Origin of the sequence: Pseudomonas sp. CFBP 8770 (assembly GCF_014841705.1) — a bacterium.
Taxonomy (GTDB): Bacteria; Pseudomonadota; Gammaproteobacteria; order Pseudomonadales; family Pseudomonadaceae; genus Aquipseudomonas.
Map to the genome: position 1 here is coordinate 172,271 of NZ_JACYUL010000007.1, position 19,956 is coordinate 192,226.

The 19,956-nt window shown below is 61.3% G+C and carries 22 protein-coding genes; 9 read left to right on the forward strand and 13 right to left on the reverse strand.

Features of this window, described 5'->3' with window-relative positions; translation table 11 throughout:
• Positions 1-49 precede the first annotated feature (49 nt).
• The 3 genes from cysN to IFT98_RS16945 form a co-directional block, all read right to left on the reverse strand.
• On the reverse strand, positions 50-1,948 hold the full coding sequence (gene cysN / locus IFT98_RS16935) for a sulfate adenylyltransferase subunit CysN (RefSeq protein WP_192050651.1): 1,899 nt from the start codon (positions 1,946-1,948) through the stop codon (positions 50-52).
• Between the two features lie 14 nt (positions 1,949-1,962).
• Complete coding sequence (gene cysD / locus IFT98_RS16940; protein ID WP_122479489.1) at positions 1,963-2,880, reverse strand: sulfate adenylyltransferase subunit CysD; 918 nt, start codon at positions 2,878-2,880, stop codon at positions 1,963-1,965.
• A 217-nt stretch (positions 2,881-3,097) separates the two neighbouring features.
• Entirely contained in the window at positions 3,098-3,856 is a 759-nt protein-coding gene (locus IFT98_RS16945; RefSeq protein ID WP_192050650.1) for a Nif3-like dinuclear metal center hexameric protein, read from the reverse strand.
• Positions 3,857-3,970: 114 nt separating this feature from the next.
• On the opposite strand from IFT98_RS16945, the gene algW reads away from it, so the two are divergent.
• Both algW and IFT98_RS16955 read left to right on the forward strand, forming a co-directional pair.
• Positions 3,971-5,134, forward strand: coding sequence for a Do family serine endopeptidase AlgW (gene algW / locus IFT98_RS16950; RefSeq protein WP_192050648.1), 1,164 nt, complete (start codon positions 3,971-3,973; stop codon positions 5,132-5,134).
• A 302-nt stretch (positions 5,135-5,436) separates the two neighbouring features.
• Complete coding sequence (locus IFT98_RS16955) at positions 5,437-6,261, forward strand: hypothetical protein (RefSeq protein WP_192050646.1); 825 nt, start codon at positions 5,437-5,439, stop codon at positions 6,259-6,261.
• Positions 6,262-6,419: 158 nt separating this feature from the next.
• Here the strand turns inward: IFT98_RS16955 and hisC are convergent, their stop codons facing one another.
• The 10 genes from hisC to IFT98_RS17005 form a co-directional block, all read right to left on the reverse strand.
• Positions 6,420-7,463, reverse strand: coding sequence for a histidinol-phosphate transaminase (hisC, locus tag IFT98_RS16960; protein ID WP_192050645.1), 1,044 nt, complete (start codon positions 7,461-7,463; stop codon positions 6,420-6,422).
• A gap of 2 nt (positions 7,464-7,465) precedes the next feature.
• The gene (gene hisD, locus IFT98_RS16965) at positions 7,466-8,794 is read right to left on the reverse strand and encodes a histidinol dehydrogenase (protein WP_192050643.1); all 1,329 of its coding nucleotides are present in this window, start codon (positions 8,792-8,794) and stop codon (positions 7,466-7,468) included.
• Positions 8,795-8,919: 125 nt separating this feature from the next.
• A complete protein-coding gene (gene hisG / locus IFT98_RS16970; RefSeq protein WP_043186752.1) occupies positions 8,920-9,555 on the reverse strand; it encodes an ATP phosphoribosyltransferase in 636 nt (211 codons plus the stop codon).
• A gap of 69 nt (positions 9,556-9,624) precedes the next feature.
• Positions 9,625-10,890 (reverse strand): UDP-N-acetylglucosamine 1-carboxyvinyltransferase, encoded by a 1,266-nt coding sequence (gene murA / locus IFT98_RS16975; RefSeq protein ID WP_122479496.1) that lies wholly within the window; start codon positions 10,888-10,890, stop codon positions 9,625-9,627.
• A 22-nt stretch (positions 10,891-10,912) separates the two neighbouring features.
• Positions 10,913-11,152 (reverse strand): BolA family protein, encoded by a 240-nt coding sequence (locus IFT98_RS16980; protein ID WP_122713446.1) that lies wholly within the window; start codon positions 11,150-11,152, stop codon positions 10,913-10,915.
• A gap of 113 nt (positions 11,153-11,265) precedes the next feature.
• Positions 11,266-11,568, reverse strand: a complete 303-nt coding sequence (locus IFT98_RS16985) for an STAS domain-containing protein (RefSeq protein ID WP_122713625.1) — start codon at positions 11,566-11,568, stop codon at positions 11,266-11,268.
• Positions 11,568-12,221 (reverse strand): MlaC/ttg2D family ABC transporter substrate-binding protein, encoded by a 654-nt coding sequence (locus tag IFT98_RS16990; protein WP_192050641.1) that lies wholly within the window; start codon positions 12,219-12,221, stop codon positions 11,568-11,570. Before IFT98_RS16990 ends, IFT98_RS16985 begins: the two co-directional genes overlap by 1 nt.
• Positions 12,222-12,231: 10 nt before the next feature.
• On the reverse strand, positions 12,232-12,699 hold the full coding sequence (gene mlaD / locus IFT98_RS16995) for an outer membrane lipid asymmetry maintenance protein MlaD (protein ID WP_043186734.1): 468 nt from the start codon (positions 12,697-12,699) through the stop codon (positions 12,232-12,234).
• Positions 12,699-13,496 (reverse strand): lipid asymmetry maintenance ABC transporter permease subunit MlaE, encoded by a 798-nt coding sequence (gene mlaE / locus IFT98_RS17000; protein ID WP_043186730.1) that lies wholly within the window; start codon positions 13,494-13,496, stop codon positions 12,699-12,701. The genes mlaD and mlaE overlap by 1 nt, the downstream gene beginning before the upstream one ends.
• Complete coding sequence (locus IFT98_RS17005) at positions 13,496-14,305, reverse strand: ATP-binding cassette domain-containing protein (protein ID WP_192050639.1); 810 nt, start codon at positions 14,303-14,305, stop codon at positions 13,496-13,498. The genes mlaE and IFT98_RS17005 overlap by 1 nt, the downstream gene beginning before the upstream one ends.
• Positions 14,306-14,539: 234 nt before the next feature.
• Between IFT98_RS17005 and IFT98_RS17010 the strand changes: the two genes are divergently transcribed.
• The 7 genes from IFT98_RS17010 to hpf all read left to right on the forward strand — a co-directional run bounded on the left by IFT98_RS17010 (position 14,540) and on the right by hpf (position 19,950).
• On the forward strand, positions 14,540-15,514 hold the full coding sequence (locus IFT98_RS17010; protein ID WP_122713449.1) for a KpsF/GutQ family sugar-phosphate isomerase: 975 nt from the start codon (positions 14,540-14,542) through the stop codon (positions 15,512-15,514).
• Between the two features lie 17 nt (positions 15,515-15,531).
• The gene (locus tag IFT98_RS17015) at positions 15,532-16,068 is read left to right on the forward strand and encodes a KdsC family phosphatase (protein ID WP_192050834.1); all 537 of its coding nucleotides are present in this window, start codon (positions 15,532-15,534) and stop codon (positions 16,066-16,068) included.
• 8 nt (positions 16,069-16,076) lie between these two features.
• Positions 16,077-16,649, forward strand: coding sequence for an LPS export ABC transporter periplasmic protein LptC (lptC, locus tag IFT98_RS17020; RefSeq protein ID WP_122479500.1), 573 nt, complete (start codon positions 16,077-16,079; stop codon positions 16,647-16,649).
• Complete coding sequence (lptA, locus tag IFT98_RS17025; protein ID WP_192050637.1) at positions 16,636-17,181, forward strand: lipopolysaccharide transport periplasmic protein LptA; 546 nt, start codon at positions 16,636-16,638, stop codon at positions 17,179-17,181. Before lptC ends, lptA begins: the two co-directional genes overlap by 14 nt.
• Positions 17,181-17,906 (forward strand): LPS export ABC transporter ATP-binding protein, encoded by a 726-nt coding sequence (gene lptB / locus IFT98_RS17030; RefSeq protein WP_043186715.1) that lies wholly within the window; start codon positions 17,181-17,183, stop codon positions 17,904-17,906. Before lptA ends, lptB begins: the two co-directional genes overlap by 1 nt.
• A gap of 163 nt (positions 17,907-18,069) precedes the next feature.
• Positions 18,070-19,563, forward strand: a complete 1,494-nt coding sequence (locus tag IFT98_RS17035; protein WP_122795998.1) for an RNA polymerase factor sigma-54 — start codon at positions 18,070-18,072, stop codon at positions 19,561-19,563.
• A 78-nt stretch (positions 19,564-19,641) separates the two neighbouring features.
• The gene (gene hpf, locus IFT98_RS17040; protein ID WP_049860579.1) at positions 19,642-19,950 is read left to right on the forward strand and encodes a ribosome hibernation-promoting factor, HPF/YfiA family; all 309 of its coding nucleotides are present in this window, start codon (positions 19,642-19,644) and stop codon (positions 19,948-19,950) included.
• The last annotated feature ends 6 nt before the right edge of the window (positions 19,951-19,956 follow it).

Genomic DNA, 19,956 nt, shown 5'->3' on the forward strand with positions numbered 1-19,956 from the left:
ATACCGGGATCCCAATGCAGGAGCGGACTCGGCCCGCTCCTGCAGCGGCTTAGATCGCCCCGCGGCTGCGCAGCAGATCGAGCACCTGCTTGACGCCCTCATCGACCGACGAGGATTGGGTGTCGATCACCAGATCGGCATTCAGCGGCACGTCATAGGGGAAGGACTCACCGGGAATGTTGTCCTGGTCGGCGGCGTACAGGCCCTGAGGGTCGCGTTCGCGGCAGACCAGAGGCGAGGCCTGAACGTAGACGGTCACCAGGCGATCGGCACCGATCAGGTCGCGTGCCTGCTCGCGGCCGGCGGCATCCGGTGCAACGAAGGCGGCCAGGGTCACCAGGCCCGCTTCGTTGAACTGCCGCGCCACGTGAGCGGCACGACGCCAGTTCTCGGTGCGCCCGGCGCGGTCCTGTGGCAGCCCCTTGTTCAGGTCATGTCGCAGGTTCTGCCCATCGAGCACGAATACGGCCCGGCCCATGTCGAACAGCTTGCGTTCCACGGCGTAGGCCAAGGTGCTCTTGCCTGCACCCGAAAGACCGCTGAACAGCACGGTCGCCGGTTGCTGGCCGAAGCGTTGGGCGCGTTCGTCGGTGGTCACGTGGGCAAAACGACCGTGCGCCTTGCCACCCTGGCTGACGGCTGCCGGAGCGATGATCATCCCCGCGCCGACGGTGCCGTTGGTGAGGCGGTCGATGATGATGAACGCGCCGGTGGTGCGGTTGCTGTCGTAACCGTCCAGAGCGATGGCGCTGTCCAGCGACACCTTGACCTTGCCGATCTCGTTGAGCTGCAGCGCACTGCCCGGCCCTTCGGCCAGGGTGTTCACGTCGACCTTGTGGACGATGCTGGCGATCGAGCCCGGCACATAGCTGGTGGCCCGCTTGATGTCGTATTTCTTGCCGGGCAGCATCGGCTCTTCGGCCATCCACACCAGCATGGCTTCGAAGCTGTCGGAGACGGTCGGCACGTTGGCAGCATGCACCAGCAGATCGCCGCGAGAGATGTCGATCTCGTCTTCCATGGTCAGGGTGACCGCCTGGCCAGGGCCGGCGTGTTCCAGCTCACCTTCGAAGGTGACGATGGACTTGACCCGGCTGCTCTTGCCCGATGGCAGGACGACCACTTCATCGCCCTTGTGCACGATACCGCTGGCCAGGGTACCGGCGAAGCCGCGGAAGTTCAGGTTCGGCCGATTGACGTACTGCACCGGGAAGCGCAGGTCGTTGAAGTTGCGATCGGCTGCCACCTCCACGGTTTCGAGGATTTCCATCAGGGTCTGGCCGCTGTACCACGGCGACTGTTCGCTGCGGTTGACCACGTTGTCGCCCTTGAGCGCCGACATCGGCACGAAGGCCAAGGTGGTCGGCTGCAGGCTGATGGCCTCGGCGAACTTCAGGTAGTCGGCCTTGATCTGCTCGAACACGCCCTCATCGAAGCCCTTGAGGTCCATCTTGTTGATGGCCACGACGATGTGCTTGATGCCCAGCAGGGACGCGATGTAGCTGTGCCGACGAGTCTGGGTCTGCACACCGTAGCGGGCATCGACGAGGATGATCGCCAGGTCGCAGGTGGACGCACCCGTGGCCATGTTGCGCGTGTACTGCTCGTGGCCCGGGGTATCGGCAATGATGAACTTGCGCTTGGCCGTGGAAAAATAACGGTAGGCGACATCGATGGTGATGCCCTGCTCGCGTTCGGCCTGCAGGCCGTCGACCAGCAACGCCAGGTCGACTTCTTCGCCTGTGGTTCCGGATTTCTTCGAGTCGCGGGTGATGGCTTCCAGGTGATCTTCGTAGATCATCTTGGAGTCGTGCAGCAGGCGCCCGATCAGGGTGCTCTTGCCGTCGTCGACGTTGCCGCAGGTGAGGAAGCGCAGCAGTTCCTTGCGTTCGTGCTGGGCCAGGTAGGCGAGGATGTCCTCGCTGATCAATTCGGATTGGTGCGACATGTTCTGACCCTGCTCTAGAAGTAGCCCTGACGTTTCTTGTCTTCCATGGAACCGGCGCCATCATGATCGATGACCCGGCCCTGGCGTTCGGACGTTCGCGTCAGGAGCATTTCCTGAATGATGTCGGTGAGGCTCTGCGCCTCGGACTCCACCGCGCCCGTCAACGGGTAGCAGCCAAGGGTACGGAAACGCACCTTCTTCTTGACGATGCTGGCTTTCTCTTCCTCGCTGAGGTGCTCGAGAATGCGCTCGTCGTCGATCATGATCAGCGTGCCGTTCTTCTCGATCACTTCGCGTTCGGCGGCGAAGTACAGCGGCACGATCGGGATGCCTTCCAGGTAGATGTACTGCCAGATGTCGAGCTCGGTCCAGTTCGACAAGGGGAATACGCGGATCGATTCGCCCTTGTTGACCTTGCCGTTGTAGACGTTCCACAACTCCGGACGCTGGTTCTTCGGGTCCCAGCGATGCTTGCTGTCACGGAACGAGTAGACCCGTTCCTTGGCCCGCGACTTTTCTTCGTCGCGGCGAGCGCCACCGAAGGCGGCGTCGAAGCCATACTTGTCCAGCGCCTGCTTGAGACCCTGGGTCTTCATGATGTCGGTGTGCTTGGAGCTGCCGTGGGTGAAGGGGTTGATGCCCTGCGCCACGCCTTCGGGATTGACGTGTACCAGCAGGTCCAGGCCCAGCTCCTCGACCATGCGGTCGCGGAACTTGTACATCTCCTGGAACTTCCACTGGGTGTCGACGTGCATCACCGGGAACGGCAGCTTGCCCGGGAAGAACGCCTTGCGCGCCAGATGCAGCATCACGGCCGAGTCCTTGCCGATGGAATACAACATCACCGGGTTATCGAACTCAGCGGCCACCTCACGAATGATGTGGATGCTTTCCGCCTCCAGCTGTTTCAGATGCGTCAGTTTGTCGACCATGGCTACTCACGGAATACAGTCTTTATGGACGGCCTGCGGGCCGTGTTCGAGCCGGGCACTTTAACACGGCGTCCGGTTTGGTCACCGGGGGTGGTTAGATCGAAGGGGTATATCAATATGCCTTGCGGTTTGGAGGTTCCGGCATGACTTCCGGCCGCCTCGCGGGCAGAGTGTGGGAGCGGGCTCTGCCCGCGAATCGGGCACCACGGTCCAATGATCAGACCGGATTGGGACAGTCGATGAACACATGCTCGAGCGCGAAGCGCCGTGCCAGGTAATCACCCAGCGCCTGCACGCCGTAGCGTTCGGTCGCGTGATGGCCCGCGGCGATGAAGCTGATGTCGTTCTCCCGCGCACTGTGCACCGTCTGTTCGGAAGCCTCACCGCTGATGAACAGGTCCACACCGGCCTCGATCGCCCGGTCGATGTAACCCTGGCCACCGCCGGTGCACCAGCCCACGCGGCGGATCTTTTCGCTGCCTTCGATCAGCAACGGTTCGCGGCCCAGCACTTCCTGCACGCGACGGGCGAAGTCGCGCGGATGCATGGGCTCGGGCAATGAACCGATCAGCCCCACGACCCGGCTGTCCGCCGGATCCAGCGGCCCTTCCACGGTGATTTCCAACTGCCGCGCCAGCTGCACGTTGTTGCCCACTTCGGCGTGCAGATCCAGCGGCAGGTGGTAGGCCAACAGGCTGATGTCATGCTTGAGCAACGTCTTCAGGCGCCGCTGTTTCATGCCCACCACGCAGGGGTTCTCGCCCTTCCAGAAATAACCATGGTGCACCAGCACCAGATCGGCCCTGGCGTCCACCGCAGCATCGAGCAACGCCTGACTCGCCGTCACGCCACTGACGATACGCATGACCTGCGGGCGGCCTTCCACCTGCAAACCATTGGGGCAGTAATCCTGGATCTTCGAGCTGCCCAGGTAACGGTCGGCTTCTTCGACCAACGTGTTCAGTGCCACAGCCATGAAAGTCTCCACAAAGGCAGTTCAGCGCGGCGCGAGCGCCCGTATAATGCCGGCCATTATGGCGCCCCTGCGCGCCGAAGAAACAGCCCCCCGCTACCCTTCAGGATCGTTCCCATGTTCAAGGCCTTGCGCTTCTTCGGTTGGCCACTGTTGACCGGCATATTGATCGCCCTGCTGGTGATCCTGCGCTTTCCGCAATGGGTCGGCCTGCCCAGCCAGGACGTCAACCTGCAGCAGGCGCCGCAAAGCGCCAGCGTCATCCAGGGCCCGGTGTCCTACGCCGACGCCGTAGCCATTGCAGCGCCCGCCGTGGCCAACCTGTACACCACCAAGGCGGTCAACAAAGGTGCCCACCCGCTGTTCGAAGATCCACAGTTCCGCCGTTTCTTCGGCGACAACCTGCCCAAGCAGCGTCGCTGGGAGTCGAGCCTGGGCTCGGCAGTGATCATGAGCCCCGAAGGCTACCTGCTCACCAACAACCATGTGACCGCCGGCGCCGACCAGATCGTGGTGGCCCTGAAAGACGGCCGGGAGACCCTGGCCCGGGTAATCGGCAGCGATCCGGAAACGGACCTGGCGGTGCTCAAGATCGATCTGAAGAACGTTCCGGCAATCACCATCGGACGCTCCGACGGCATCCGTATCGGCGACGTCGCCCTGGCCATCGGCAACCCGTTCGGCGTCGGCCAGACCGTGACCATGGGCATCATCAGCGCCACCGGTCGCAACCAGCTGGGCCTCAATACCTACGAAGACTTCATCCAGACCGATGCGGCCATCAATCCCGGCAACTCCGGCGGCGCGCTGGTGGATGCCAACGGCAACCTGACCGGTATCAACACGGCCATCTTCTCCAAGTCCGGCGGTTCGCAAGGCATCGGCTTCGCCATCCCGACCAAACTGGCGCTGGAGGTGATGAAGTCGATCATCGAACATGGCCAGGTGATCCGCGGCTGGCTGGGCATCGAAGTACAACCGATGACCGAGGAGCTGGCGGAGTCGTTCGGCATCAAGGATCGGCCAGGCATCGTCGTCGCCGGAGTGTTTCAGGGCGGCCCGGCCCACAAGGCCGGCCTGCAGTTGGGCGATGTCATCCTCAGCATCAATGGCGAGCCGGCCGGCGATGGTCGCCGCTCGATGAACCAGGTCGCCCGCACCAAGCCCGGCGACCGGATCGCCATCCAGGTGATGCGCAAGGGCAAGGAACTCACCCTCAACGCCGAAGTGGGCCTGCGCCCGCCCCCGGCGCCGGCGGCGGTGAAGAAGGAAGATAAGTAGGGATGCGGTTAAAAACGGATGGCGACTGACGATCGTTTGCAAGCTCGGTCATGTTATTTCTATCAGATGCAACCGAGCTCTATACGCTCGAAGTTGTCACTCGCACAGAAGTATGAACAGTCATACTCATGAGTACTGCGCTCAGCTGATGATTGTCTTCGCCCTTCGGCATTTAGCGAAAAGCCCTACTGCGGCCTGGAAATATATGCTCACCCCTGTTTTTCTTGTAAAAAGATAGTTACCCAGGAACATGCAATCGTCGCTAGCCTGTTTTCTTGCCACACACTCGGAGAAAACAGATCATGACCAACATAACGCCTACGACCACACCTCTGGCGCTGCCAGGAAATCTGTTCCAGAACGCAGAGTTCGAACAAGGTTTCACCCACTGGATCACGGACGACAAAGGGGATCCCGCCAACTGCACCCTTTCACCGCCTGGCGCACGCCTGGTCAATCAGGCCAGCATCAGGCAGGGGGTGACCATCGCAGCGAGCGCCAAACAGTACACGTTCAGAATGGTCGCTTTGGTGCTTAATAACGCATCAACGGCCAGCCATGCATTGGCTGAAGTGGGCCGTGTCGTCATCAAGGAAAACGATGTACAGGCGGCAAGCTTCTACTTGACGACAGGTGCGCTTTCATACGAGCTTGAACATGTAACTCAACCGGCGACGACACACCTGGAAGTCGTAATCAGCTCGGAAGGCAGCACCCCTGTACAGTTCTGGAGTCCCAGCCTCGTCGATGACTTTCCCAATCCCGACGAACTCATCAAGGACAACCACTTCGAGCGTCCCAATACGGACTGGAAAGGAGGAGGCGACTGGCAGCACGACGGCGTGCAACTGAGCAATAACCAACACGTCAACCAGTTCGTCGCTCGCATCGAACCCGGCAGTCATTACCTGATCACCTACACGGTGATGCCCTTCATCAATAATACAGGCGGGGAGGAAGACATCGCCTTCGGCACGATATCGGGCAGTGGTGGAGTCCCCTACACGGATATCACGTCCAGTCAGTCGGTGGCGCCAATACCCTTCACGGCCACTCAGAGCACCTTGTCACTCACACTCACGGGTGCTCGCATCCGTTTCGGGTCAGTCTCCATGAGAAAACGGTAGGCGATGAATGCAGTGTCAGCCGCCGCTAGGTCTTGTGCAAAGCATCATCCGGCTGACAACTGATCCTGCTGTGCCGCGCGATATACCGGCAGCCTAACCGAACAGGAAAGTCTGCCGGTCAGGCCGGTTGTTCAGGCCGGCCGCTTTTACGCTCTTGCTCACAACCCGTCCAGCAACGCCTGGTTCTGTTCCGGCGTGCCGATGCTGATGCGCAGGAATTGTGCGATGCGTTCCTGCTTGAAATGGCGCACGATCACGCCCTTCTCGCGCAAGCGGGCGGCAATGGCTGCAGCGTCCTGGTCGGGGTGGCGGGCGAAGATGAAGTTGGCAGCCGACGGCAGCACCTCGAATCCCCGTTCATTCAACCCTTGCACCAGTTTCTCGCGACTGGCGATCACTTTGGCGCAGGTCTCTTCGAAGTAAGCCTTGTCGGCAAACGCCGCCGCAGCGCCGGCGACCGCCACTCGGTCGATCGGATAGGAGTTGAAGCTGTTCTTGATGCGCTCCAACGCTTCGATCAAATCCGGGTGGCCTACCGCGACGCCTACCCGCAGGCCTGCCAGCGAACGGGATTTGGAGACGGTCTGGGTGACCAGCAGGTTCGGATAGCGGTCGACCAGGGTGATCGCGGTTTCACCGCCAAAATCGACGTAGGCCTCATCCACCACCACCACCGAATCCGGGCTGGCCTTGACGATCTGCTCGACCGCTGCGAGCGGCAACAGGCAGCCAGTGGGAGCGTTCGGGTTGGGGAAGATGATCCCGGCGTTGGGCCTGGCATAGTCCTGCGCGCGGATCTGGAACTGCTCATCCAGCGGCACGGCCTCGAAGGGAATACCGTACAAGCCGCAGTAGACCGGATAGAAGCTGTAGCTGATGTCCGGGAACAACAGCGGCTGGTCATGCTGGAACAGGCCGTGGAAGATGTGCGCCAGCACTTCGTCCGAGCCGTTGCCCAGGAACACCTGGTTGGTTTGCACCCCGTAATAGTCCGCCACGGCTTGCTTGAGCAGGTCGCTGTTGGGGTCCGGGTACAGGCGCAGGGCGTCACCCAGCTCGGCGCGCATGGCCTCGATCGCCTTGGGCGATGGACCGTAGGGGTTCTCGTTGGTGTTGAGCTTGACCAGGTTGGCAACCTTGGGCTGCTCGCCCGGCACATAGGGCACCAGGTTCTTGACGAAGGGACTCCAGAATCTGCTCATGCTCACTCCCCTTTTGCCAGATCGGGTTGGATACGGTATTCGGCGCTGCGGGCGTGTGCGCTCAGGGACTCGCCGCGAGCCAGCACGGAAGCGGTCTTGCCCAGTTCGGAAGCGCCCTGCTCCGAGCAGAAGATGATCGACGAACGCTTCTGGAAATCGTAGACACCCAGGGGCGAGGAAAAGCGCGCGGTACCCGAAGTCGGCAGCACATGGTTGGGGCCTGCGCAGTAGTCACCCAGCGCTTCACTGGTGTGACGGCCCATGAAGATGGCACCGGCGTGGCGGATCTGCGGTAGCCAGGCCTGAGGGTCTTCGACCGACAACTCGAGGTGTTCCGGAGCGATACGGTTGGCCACTTCAATGGCCTGCTGCATGTCGCGGACCTTGATCAACGCACCCCGGCCATTGATCGAGGTGTTGATGATCTCGGCGCGCTCCATGGTCGGCAGCAGCTTGTCGATACTGGCCGCGACCTTGTCGAGGAACTCGGCATCGGGGCTGACCAGAATGGCCTGGGCGTCTTCGTCATGTTCGGCCTGCGAAAACAGGTCCATGGCGATCCAGTCGGGATCGGTACCGCCGTCGCAGACCACGAGAATTTCCGAGGGACCGGCGATCATGTCGATGCCGACCTGGCCGAACACATGGCGCTTGGCAGTCGCTACGTAGATGTTTCCTGGGCCGACGACCTTGTCTACCCGCGGTACGCTTTCGGTGCCATAGGCCAGGGCCGCAACGGCCTGGGCGCCGCCGATAGTGAACACGCGGTCGACGCCGGCAATGCAGGCCGCTGCCAACACCAGCTCGTTGACTTCGCCACGGGGCGTGGGCACGACCATGACCACCTCGGTCACGCCCGCCACTTTCGCTGGAATGGCGTTCATCAGCACCGATGACGGGTACGACGCCTTGCCACCGGGCACGTACAGGCCGGCGCGGTCCAGCGGGGTAACCTTCTGGCCGAGCACCGTGCCGTCGGCTTCGGTATAGCTCCAGGAATCCTGCTTCTGCTTCTCGTGGTAGAGCCGCACCCGCTCGGCGGCGGTTTCCAGAGCTCTGCGCTGCACATCGGTAATGCGCGTAAGTGCCAGTTCGAGTCGCTCGCGCGGCAGGATCAGATCAGCCATCGAGGCAACCTGCAAACCATCGAAGCGCTCGGTGAATTCGACCAGTGCGGCATCGCCCCGCTCGCGCACGGACTTGATGATGTCCAGCACGCGCTGATTGACCGAGTCATCTGACACACTTTCCCAGCTCAACAGATGGTCCAGATGGCGGGCGAAGTCCGGATCAGTGGCATCGAGTCGGCGAATAGCAGTGGAAACGGTCATGGCGGGCCTCAAATAATGGCAATTGCTCAAGCGCCGATAGATTACCAATCGATCCGCATGGGCACTTGAGTTATTTGGCTATGATGCGGATAGATGGGCGCAGGTTGCAGGCCTGCGCAGGTGCATCAGCCGCGGTGTCGCGACTCCACTGCCTTGCGCAGGGTGTCGATCAACGCCTGGATGCGGGCGTGCTGCATTTTCATGGAGGCTTTGTTCACCACCAGCCGGGAGCTGATGTGGGCGATCAGTTCCTGAGGTTCCAGGCCATTGGCGCGCAGGGTATTGCCGGTGTCGACCACGTCGATGATCTTGTCGGCCAAGCCCACCAGTGGCGCAAGCTCCATGGAACCGTACAGCTTGATGATGTCGACCTGGCGGCCCTGCTCGGCGTAGTAGCGCTTGGCAACGTTGACGAACTTGGTGGCCACACGCAGGCGACCGGTGGGCTCGGCCGCGCCGATGGCGCCGGCGGTCATGAGCTTGCACTGGGCAATCTGCAGATCGAGGGGTTCGTACAGGCCCTGGCCACTGTATTCGAGCAGAACGTCCTTGCCGGCAACGCCCAGGTCGGCGGCACCGTGTTCGACATAGGTCGGCACATCGGTGGCGCGCACGATCAGCAGGCGCACATCGTCCTGGGTCGTGGGAATGATCAGCTTGCGGCTCTTGTCCGGGTTCTCGGTGGGCACGATGCCCGCCTCGGCCAGGAGCGGCAATGTATCGTCAAGAATGCGGCCTTTGGACAGCGCAATGGTCAACATGGGAAACGTCAGTCCTTACAGGAAAGTTTCTGGCAACGACCGGGCGCATCCCTGCGCCCTGCACGCACATCAGCCCGGTACGCGACGGATCTTGGCGCCCAGCATCTGCAGTTTTTCTTCGATGCACTCGTAGCCACGGTCAATGTGGTAGATGCGGTCGATCAAGGTGTCGCCTTCGGCGGTCAGAGCCGAAATGACCAGGCTGGCCGACGCCCGCAGGTCGGTGGCCATGACCGGTGCGCCCTTGAGCTTCTCGGTACCGGTGACGATAGCCGTGTTGCCTTCGACCTGGATCTGCGCGCCCATGCGGTGCATCTCGTAGACATGCATGAAACGGTTTTCGAAGATCGTCTCGATGACCGCGCCGGTGCCTTCGGCAATGGCATTGAGCGAAATGAACTGCGCCTGCATGTCGGTGGGGAACGCCGGGTACGGCGCGGTCCGCACGTTGACCGCCTTGGGCCGCTTGCCGTGCATGTTCAATTCGATCCAATCGGCACCGGTGGTGATCTCGGCGCCCGCTTCGCGAAGCTTTTCCAGCACGGCTTCGAGAATGGTCGGATCGGTGTCCTTAACCTTGACCCGGCCGCCTGTACAAGCGGCGGCCACCAGGTAGGTGCCGGTCTCGATGCGATCGGGCATGACCTTGTAGGTCGCCGAGTGCAGGCGCTTCACCCCATCGATGGTGATGGTGTCGGTGCCGGCGCCCTGGACATTGCCGCCCATGGCATTGATGAAGTTGGCCAGATCGACCACTTCCGGCTCGCGCGCAGCGTTCTGCAGCACGCTGCGGCCGTTGGCGAGGGCTGCGGCCATCATGATGTTCTCGGTACCGGTCACACTGACGGTATCGAAGAAGAAGTTGGCACCGCGCAGGCCACCCTCGGGGGCCTTGGCCTTGATATAGCCAGCTTCCACGTCGATGACCGCACCCATGGCTTCGAGGCCACGGATGTGCAGGTCGACCGGACGCGAACCAATCGCGCAACCGCCCGGCAGCGCCACTTCGGCTTCGCCGAAACGGGCGACCATCGGGCCCAGCACCAGGATCGAGGCGCGCATGGTCTTGACCAGCTCGTACGGTGCAACCAGTGTCTTGATGGTGCGCGGATCGATCTCGACTGCCAGCTTCTCGTCGATCACCGGTTCGATACCCATGCGGCCGAACAGCTCGATCATGGTAGTGATGTCGTGCAAGTGCGGCAGGTTGGCGACCGTCACCGGCCCATCGGCCAGCAAGGTGGCAGCCAGAATCGGCAGAGCGGAGTTCTTCGCTCCGGAAATGCGGATTTCGCCATCAAGGCGAACGCCGCCAGTAATAATCAGTTTGTCCATTGGAGTCTCGACGCGGAATGGCTCAGGAACGCTCAGCCCAGGCTGCGCTGCTGAAGAATTTCATGGTGATCGCATGGATGCTGCCATCGGCGATCCATGGGTTCAAATGAGCATAGATCTGTTGCTGGCGCTTGACCGGACTGAGCGCGGTCAGCTCGTCACTGATCACGTTCAGCTGGAAATTGCAGCCTTCGCCTTCGACTTCCACCTGCACTCCCGGCAGCTTGGCTTCCAGGAAACCTTTCACTTCTACAGCCTGCATGCTCAACCTCGATCGGCGCCCTGTGCGCGCGGGTCGGCCATCATACAAAAAAGCCCTCCGGCTGCGAACCCCGTATCGACGGGATCAGGCCAGAGGGCCTCGATGATGGCCGCTCAAATCTGTGAAAAGAATTCGCTCATGCCGGTGACCTGAGCGATCTGACGCATATCGTGAGGCAGTGCCTGAACGCGGACGGTCTTGCCCGCCGCCTCGGCATCGCGCATGAAACCCAGCAGCAGGGACAAGCCAACGCTGCTGGATTTCTCGACTGCGGTGCAGTCGATGACCAGCGCCGTAGCCGGGCTGGACTGGATCAACGCCTGACCCTGCTTGCGCAGGGCGGCGCCGGAGCGGTAGTCCAGCACGCCGGCCAGGCTGAGCTGGTCGCCGGCCAGTTCGACGCGAGCCTGATCCATCACTGGGCGCTCGTCGGAGCAGCTTTGTCGGTGACTTCCTTGGCCTTGGCGACTTCGCCTGCCCAACCATCGATGGTCTTGTCCAGGTCGTTGCCGTTGCGCTGCATGCTGTCGGCGAACTGGTCGCGGAACAGCTTGCCGATGTTGATGCCATTGATGATGACGTTGCGCACCTTCCACTCGTTGTTCAGGTTTTCCAGGGTGTAGGAGACCGGATACACAGCGCCGCCGGTGCCCTTGACCTGCATGTCGACGCTGGTACGGGTGCCGCTTTCATCCTTGGCCGGGCCGACGGTGATGCCCTGGTTGTTGTATTCGAGCAACGCGTTGCCATAGAACTGCATCAGGCTGCGCTTGAAGTTTTCCTGGAAACGCGCTTTCTGCGCCGGTGTTGCCCGGTTCGCGTACTTCACGGTCATGATGCTGCGCGATATGCCTTCGGCATCGACGACCGGACCGACGATGGAATTCAACGCGTCGTAGAAAGCCTGAGGATTGCTGCGGTAGCTTTCGCGGTTCTTTTCCAGATCCGACAGCAGTCGGTCGGTGACGCCCTGTACCACCTGATGTGCGGATACCGCAGGGGCTGCATTGGCCCACATCGGTAGCAGAGCCACCAGAACCAGCAGGCTGCGTCGCATGATCGAAAACATGGATAACTCCTTATTTGGCATCTTTGCTGACTGTATTGAGCAGGAACTTGCCGATCAGGTCTTCGAGCACCAGGGACGACTGGGTGTCGTGGATGGTACCGCCGTCGGTGAGCAAGGCTTCCTCGCCACCCACGCTGATACCAATGTACTTCTCGCCCAGCAGGCCCGCGGTCAGGATGGAAGCAGTGGAGTCGGTGGGCAGATTGTCCACTTTCTTGTCCAGCTGCAGGGTCACCCGGCCCGTGAAAGTGTCGCGATCCAGATCGATAGCCGTGACCTTGCCGATGGTCACACCGGCCATGGTTACCTTCGCTCTGACAGTCAAACCGGCGATATTGTCGAAATAGGCATAAAGTTTGTAGCTCTCGGTGTTCGCGCTGGTGGACAGACCACTGACACGCAAGGCCAACAGCAGCAAAGCCAGGATACCGGCCAGAAGAAACAGGCCGACTCCGACTTCCATTGATCGGTTTTGCATCAGAAATCTCCAAACATCAGGGCGGTCAGAATAAAGTCCAGGCCCAGGACGGCCAGCGACGCGTAGACCACGGTCTTGGTGGTAGCGCGGCTGATGCCCTCGGACGTGGGTTCACAGTCATAACCCTGGAACACGGCGATCCAGGTGACGACGAAAGCGAATACCAGGCTCTTGATCACACCGTTGAGCACGTCATCGGTGAAGCTCACGCTGTTCTGCATGTTGGCCCAGAACGATCCTTCATAGACGCCCAGCCAGTCGACGGCAACCCAGGAGCCACCCCAGATACCGACGACGCTGAAAATCATCGCCAGCAACGGCAGGGAAATGAAACCGGCCCACAGCCTTGGTGCAACGATGTACTTGAGCGGGTCGACGCCGATCATCTCGAGACTCGACAGCTGCTCGGTCGACTTCATGTTGCCGATCTCGGCCGTCAAGGCCGAACCGGCGCGGCCGGCGAACAATAGAGCGGTGACCACCGGTCCGAGTTCACGCAGCAGTGTCAGCGCGACCATTTGCCCGACCGCCTGCTCCGAACCGTACTTGGCCAGAATGCTGAAGCCCTGCAGGGCCAGAACCATGCCGATGAACACGCCGGACACGACAATGATCAACAGGGACATGACGCCCACTGAATACAATTGCTTGATCAGCAACTGGAAACCGCCACCGATGCCGCCGCGGCCCACCAGCGCGTGACCCAGGAACAGCCCGGAACGCCCCAGGATGCCGACCATGTCGATGGCCGAACGACCGAACAGGCGCACGCGCTCCATGATTGATTTCTTGCGCATCAACGCTTCCCCAGCAGATCGGCGCGGTAGTCGGGCGCGGAAAAATGAAAAGGCACGGGACCGTCGGGATCGCCTTTCATGAATTGACGGACGCGCGGATTGTCCGACCCCATCAAGGCTTCGGGCGTACCGTGACCAAGCACCTGGCCATCCCCTACGACATAGATGTAGTCGGCGATGCTCGCGGTTTCCGCCAGGTCGTGGGACACCACGATGCTGGTGATACCCAGTGCGTCGTTGAGCAGGCGGATCAACCGCACCAGCACGCCCATGGCAATCGGGTCCTGACCGACGAACGGCTCGTCGTACATCAATATCTGCGGGTCCATGGCAATGGCACGGGCCAGCGCGACGCGGCGCTTCATACCGCCGGACAGCTCGTCCGGCATCAATTCGATGGCACCGCGCAGGCCAACGGCCTGCAGCTTCATGAGAACGATGTCGCGGATCATGTCCTCGGGCAGGTCAGTGTGTACCCGCAGCGGGAAAGCCACGTTTTCGAACACGTCCAGGTCGGTGAACAGCGCGCCGCTCTGGAACAGCACGCCCATGTGCTTGCGCGCGTCGAACAGGTCGCTGCGCGAGAGCTTGGGCAGATTCTGGCCATTGACCCACACCTCACCGCTGGTGGGCCGCAATTGCGCGCCCATCAAACGCAGGAGCGTGGTCTTGCCGCTACCTGAAGGCCCCATGATACCGGTGACCTTGCCGCGAGGAATGCGGATATCGACGTCGTTGAAAATGCTCCGCGCACCGCGCTTGAAGGAAACCCCTTTCAGCTCGACCGCGTAGGCGCTATCGGCACTCATTTAAACTCCTTGCAGTGCAACCTTACCCTCGGACGCTCATCTTCTGACCGAAGACACTTGGCGCGGACAGGCCGAACAAGCGGCGAACTATAGCATTGCAGACACGCGCCGCCCAAGATTGATCCATTGGCGTGGCGTACCGTCGATTTACCCAGGCGGCGAAATAGGCAGGTGAGTCGCACGTCCATTCCCGCTATAATCGCCGCCTTTTCACCGGGCCTACCGATTTTCGCCATGAGCCAGACCAGCGACCTGATCCAATCCGCGCACCGCACCATACGTCTCGAAATCGAAGCGGTGGAGGGCCTGCTTGCCCATATCGACGCCGATTTCGTGCGCGCCTGCGAATTGATCCTCGAAAGCGACGGCCGCGTGATCGTGCTGGGCATGGGCAAGTCCGGCCATATCGGCAACAAGATCGCCGCAACCCTGGCGAGCACTGGTACTCCGGCGTTCTTCGTGCATCCTGCCGAGGCCAGCCATGGTGACATGGGCATGATCACTCGCCGGGACGTCATCCTGGCCCTGTCCAACTCCGGTTCGACAGCGGAGATAGTCACTTTGCTGCCTTTGATAAAGCGCATGGGCATTCCGCTGATCAGCATGACCGGCAACCCCGACTCGCCCCTGGCCCAGGCTGCCGAGGTCAATCTCGACGCGCGCGTCGCCCAGGAGGCCTGCCCGTTGAACCTGGCGCCGACCTCCTCCACCACCGCTACCCTGGTGCTGGGCGACGCGCTGGCCATTGCCTTGCTCGAGGCGCGCGGCTTCACGGCCGAAGACTTCGCCTTCTCCCATCCCGGCGGAGCACTGGGCCGGCGCCTGCTGCTCAAGGTGGAGCACGTGATGCACACCGGCACCGCGCTGCCACAAGTGGCGCGCGGTACACTGCTGCGCGATGCGCTGATGGAAATGACCCGCAAGGGCCTGGGCATGACCGCGATCCTGGAAGCCGATGGCCGCCTCGCCGGGATCTTCACCGACGGCGATCTGCGACGCACATTGGATCGCACCATCGATGTCCACAGCACTCGAATCGAAGACGTCATGACTTCCCACGGCAAGACGGCTCGCGCCGACATGCTGGCTGCCGAAGCGCTGAAGATCATGGAAGACAACAAGATCAACTCACTCATCGTGGTTGACGATCAAGACTGTCCGGTAGGCGCCTTCAACCTTGGCGACCTGCTGCGCGCGGGAGTCATGTAATGACCGAGAATGGTGCAATGCCCGAGACTGGCAGCAACGACCTCCTGCAGCGAGGCAAGGCCATCAAGCTGGCCGTATTCGACGTCGACGGCGTATTGACCGATGGCCGTCTTTATTTCCTCGAAGACGGCAGCGAATTCAAGAGCTTCAGCACGCTGGATGGCCAGGGCATCAAGATGCTCATCAACAGCGGCGTGACCACGGCGATCATCACCGGCCGCAAGAGCCCGGTGGTGGAGCGGCGCGCCGGGAACCTGGGCATCGCGCATCTCTTCCAGGGCCGCGAAGACAAACTCGTGGTGCTCGACGGACTGCTCGCCGAACTCGGCCTGAGCTATGAACAAGTGGCCTATCTGGGCGACGACCTGCCCGACCTGCCGGTGATCCGCCGGGTAGGCCTGGGCATGGCAGTGGCCAATGCCAACGCTTTCGTGCGCCAGCATGCCGACGGCGTGACCCAGGCCAGTGGCGGCTTCGGGGCGGCCCGCGAGTTCTGCGAGCTGATCCTCGATGCCCAAGGCAATCTCGAAGCGGCCCGCGCCGCCTACCTGTAGGGCCTGACATGCTGAACAAGAAAATCCGCAATATCGTCATCCTGGGTGTGCTGGGGCTGCTGTTCGCCGCCATCGGCTACTGGGACATCAGCCCGGAGCGATTCCTCGACCAGCCCACAGCGGCCGTCGACGAAAGCCAGATCGATTACTACGCTATCAACGCGAAGGCGCGGCAGTACCTGCCCGATGGCGGCGTGCAGTACGACATGACCGCCGACAAGGTCGAGCACGTCAAGACGTCGCAGGTCACCTTGCTGACCAAGCCCGACATGCAGTTGTACCGCGGCACCGTCTATCCATGGCACGTGACCAGCGACCGTGGCGAAGTCAATCCCGATGGCAGCGAAGTCGAGCTGATCGATTCGGTGCGCATCGCGCGTACCGATCAGAAAAGCCGCGCTACGCTGATCACCAGCTCGCGCATGACCGTTTTCCCACAGAAGCAATATGCGCAGACCGACCAAGACGTTAGAATCGACGGCGCCGGTGGCGTGTCGACGGCCAAGGGCATGAAAGCGTATCTGAATGACAGCAAGATCAACTTGCTGTCCAACGTAAGAGGACAGTATGAGGCTCGTTAAAACCCTCCCCTTTTTGCTCAGCCTGAGCGCAGCACTGGGAAGCGCGAGCGCCTGGGCACTGCCCACTGACCGCGATCAGCCCATTCATATCCAGTCCGACGATGCCCAGCTCGACGACAAACAGGGCGTGGCGACCTACAAGGGCAATGTGATCATTACCCAGGGGTCGATGAAGATCAACGGCAACACCGTGACCATCACCCGCAATGCCACGGGCGACGTGGACGTGTTCACTGCCGTCGGCAACCTGGCCTACTACGAGCAGAAACCTGCCGCCGACAAGCCCATCGTGCAGGCCTACGGCATGACCATCCAGTACTTCGCGGCGCAGAACCGCATCGTGCTGATCGACAAGGCCAAGGTCATCAACGACGGCAACACGTCCGAAGGCGAGAAGATCGTCTACGACACCGTGCGCCAGGTGGTCAACGCTGGCCGTGCCACGGGCAGCAAGGTCACCACGCCTCGTCCGCGCATCGACATGGTGATCCAGCCGAAGAAGAAATCCGACGCACCGCAGAAGGCCCAGTAATGGCAGTTCTGAAAGCGCAGCACCTGGCCAAGAGCTACAAGAGCCGGCAAGTCGTCCGTGACGTCAGCCTGTCCATCGAGAGCGGGCAGATCGTTGGCCTGCTGGGCCCCAACGGCGCGGGCAAGACCACCTGTTTCTACATGATCGTCGGCTTGGTGCAGGCCGATCAGGGCCGCGTGCTCATCGACGACCTGGACGTCAGCCACCAGCCGATGCACGGCCGCGCCCGCTCCGGTATCGGTTACCTGCCGCAGGAAGCCTCGATCTTCCGCAAGCTGTCGGTGGCCGACAACATCATGGCCATTCTGGAAACCCGCAAGGAACTCGATGCCACGGCCCGGCTGGCCGAACTCGAAGGCCTGCTGCAGGAGTTCCACATCACGCACATCCGCGACAACCTGGGCATGAGCCTTTCGGGGGGTGAGCGCCGCCGCGTGGAGATCGCCCGGGCACTGGCCACCGCGCCCAAGTTCATCCTGCTCGACGAACCCTTCGCCGGTGTCGATCCGATTTCGGTCGGCGACATCAAGCAGATCATCCATCACCTCAAGACCAAGGGTATCGGCGTACTGATCACCGACCACAACGTTCGCGAGACCCTGGACATCTGCGAAACGGCCTACATCGTCAACGACGGGCAGTTGATTGCCGAAGGCGATGCCCAGACCATCCTGGCCAACGATCTGGTCCGCGAAGTCTACCTGGGCCACGAGTTCCGCTTGTAACACCCGAGGGCGCCAGCGCCCTCCCACGGGCATTAATTTTCATGGCGCCCTAGGCAAACACTCAGGTTTCAGGCATATAATTTGCTTACGACATAAGCCGGGTATTTCGGTATCCGTAGTAGAAGGCGCTTCGCGCCGGCGACCAAGGTGTTAAGTTCCTGCCATGAAACCATCGCTCGTCCTACGTATGGGCCAGCAACTGACGATGACACCGCAGTTGCAACAGGCCATCCGCCTTCTCCAGCTATCGACCCTGGACCTCCAACAGGAGATTCAGGAAGCGCTGGAATCCAATCCCATGCTCGAACGCCAGGAAGAAGGCGACGACTTCGACAACAGCGACCCGCTGGCCGACAAGATCGAGCAGACACCCCCCCAGGAAATCCAGGAGCCTAGCTTCCAGGAATCCGCGCCCACGGTCGACAACCTCGAGGAAGGCGACTGGAACGAGCGCATTCCCAGCGAACTGCCTGTGGATACCGCCTGGGAAGACGTCTACCAGACCAGCGCCAGCAGCCTGCCGAGCAACGATGACGACGAGTGGGACTTCACCACGCGCACATCGGTCGGCGAGAGCCTGCAGACGCACCTGTTGTGGCAGCTGAACCTGGCGCCCATGTCCGACACCGATCGGCTGATCGCCGTGACCATCATCGACTGCATCAACAACCAGGGTTACCTGGACGAGACACTGCAGGAAATCTGCGAGTCTTTCGATCCTGAACTGGACATCGAGCTGGATGAGATCGAAGCGGTGCTTCACCGCATCCAGCAGTTCGAGCCCGCCGGCATTGGCGCCCGCAACCTCAGCGAATGCCTGATGCTGCAACTGCGCCAGCTGCCGCCCAAGACCCGCTGGCTGGCCGAAGCCCAGCGCCTGGTCAGCGACTTCATCGACATGCTCGGCTCGCGCGACTACAGCCAGTTGATGCGCCGCATGAAGCTCAAGGAAGACGAGCTGCGCCAGGTCATCGAACTGGTGCAGAGCCTCAACCCGCGGCCCGGCTCGCAGATCGAGTCCAGCGAGCCGGAATACGTCGTGCCCGATGTCATCGTGCGCAAGGACAGCGACCGCTGGCTGGTCGAGCTCAATCAAGAGTCCGTGCCACGCCTGCGGGTCAATCCGCAGTACGCGGGCTTCGTGCGGCGCGCCGACACCAGCGCCGACAACACCTTCATGCGCAATCAGCTGCAGGAAGCGCGCTGGTTCATCAAGAGCCTGCAGAGCCGCAACGAGACCCTGATGAAGGTGGCGACGCAGATCGTCGAACATCAGCGCGGTTTCCTCGACTATGGCGACGAGGCCATGAAGCCTCTGGTGCTGCACGACATCGCCGAGGCGGTAGGCATGCACGAGTCGACCATTTCACGGGTCACCACGCAGAAATACATGCATACACCGCGTGGCATATACGAGCTGAAATACTTTTTCTCCAGCCATGTCAGTACCTCGGAAGGTGGCGAATGCTCCTCCACGGCGATCCGCGCGATCATCAAGAAACTGGTTGCGGCCGAAAATCAGAAAAAGCCGTTGAGTGACAGCAAGATCGCTGGTTTACTGGAGGCACAAGGCATCCAGGTAGCCCGTCGAACGGTCGCCAAGTATCGCGAATCCCTAGGGATTGCGCCGTCCAGCGAACGCAAGCGGTTGATGTAGCCCTGCGATGTGCCACAGCGTTCCAGTGGCAGGCACCCAAGCCTGCTTCTTTATGCAATGGCAATAAGGAGAAGCGGTATGCAAGTCAACATCAGTGGACACCAACTAGATGTGACCGAACCCCTGCGAACCTACATCGGGGAAAAACTCGAGCGTCTCGAACGTCACTTCGACAAGATCACCAATGTTCAGGTGATCATGGAAGTCGAGAAGCTCAAACAGAAAATCGAAGCCACCCTGCGCATACCCGGTGGTGAGGTTGTCGCCAATGCCGAACATGACGACATGTACGCGGCCATCGACCTGCTTACCGACAAGCTGGATCGCCAACTCAAAAAGCATAAGGAAAAACAGCAAAGTCTGCTGCAAGGCGCGACTGCTCGCTGACACTCC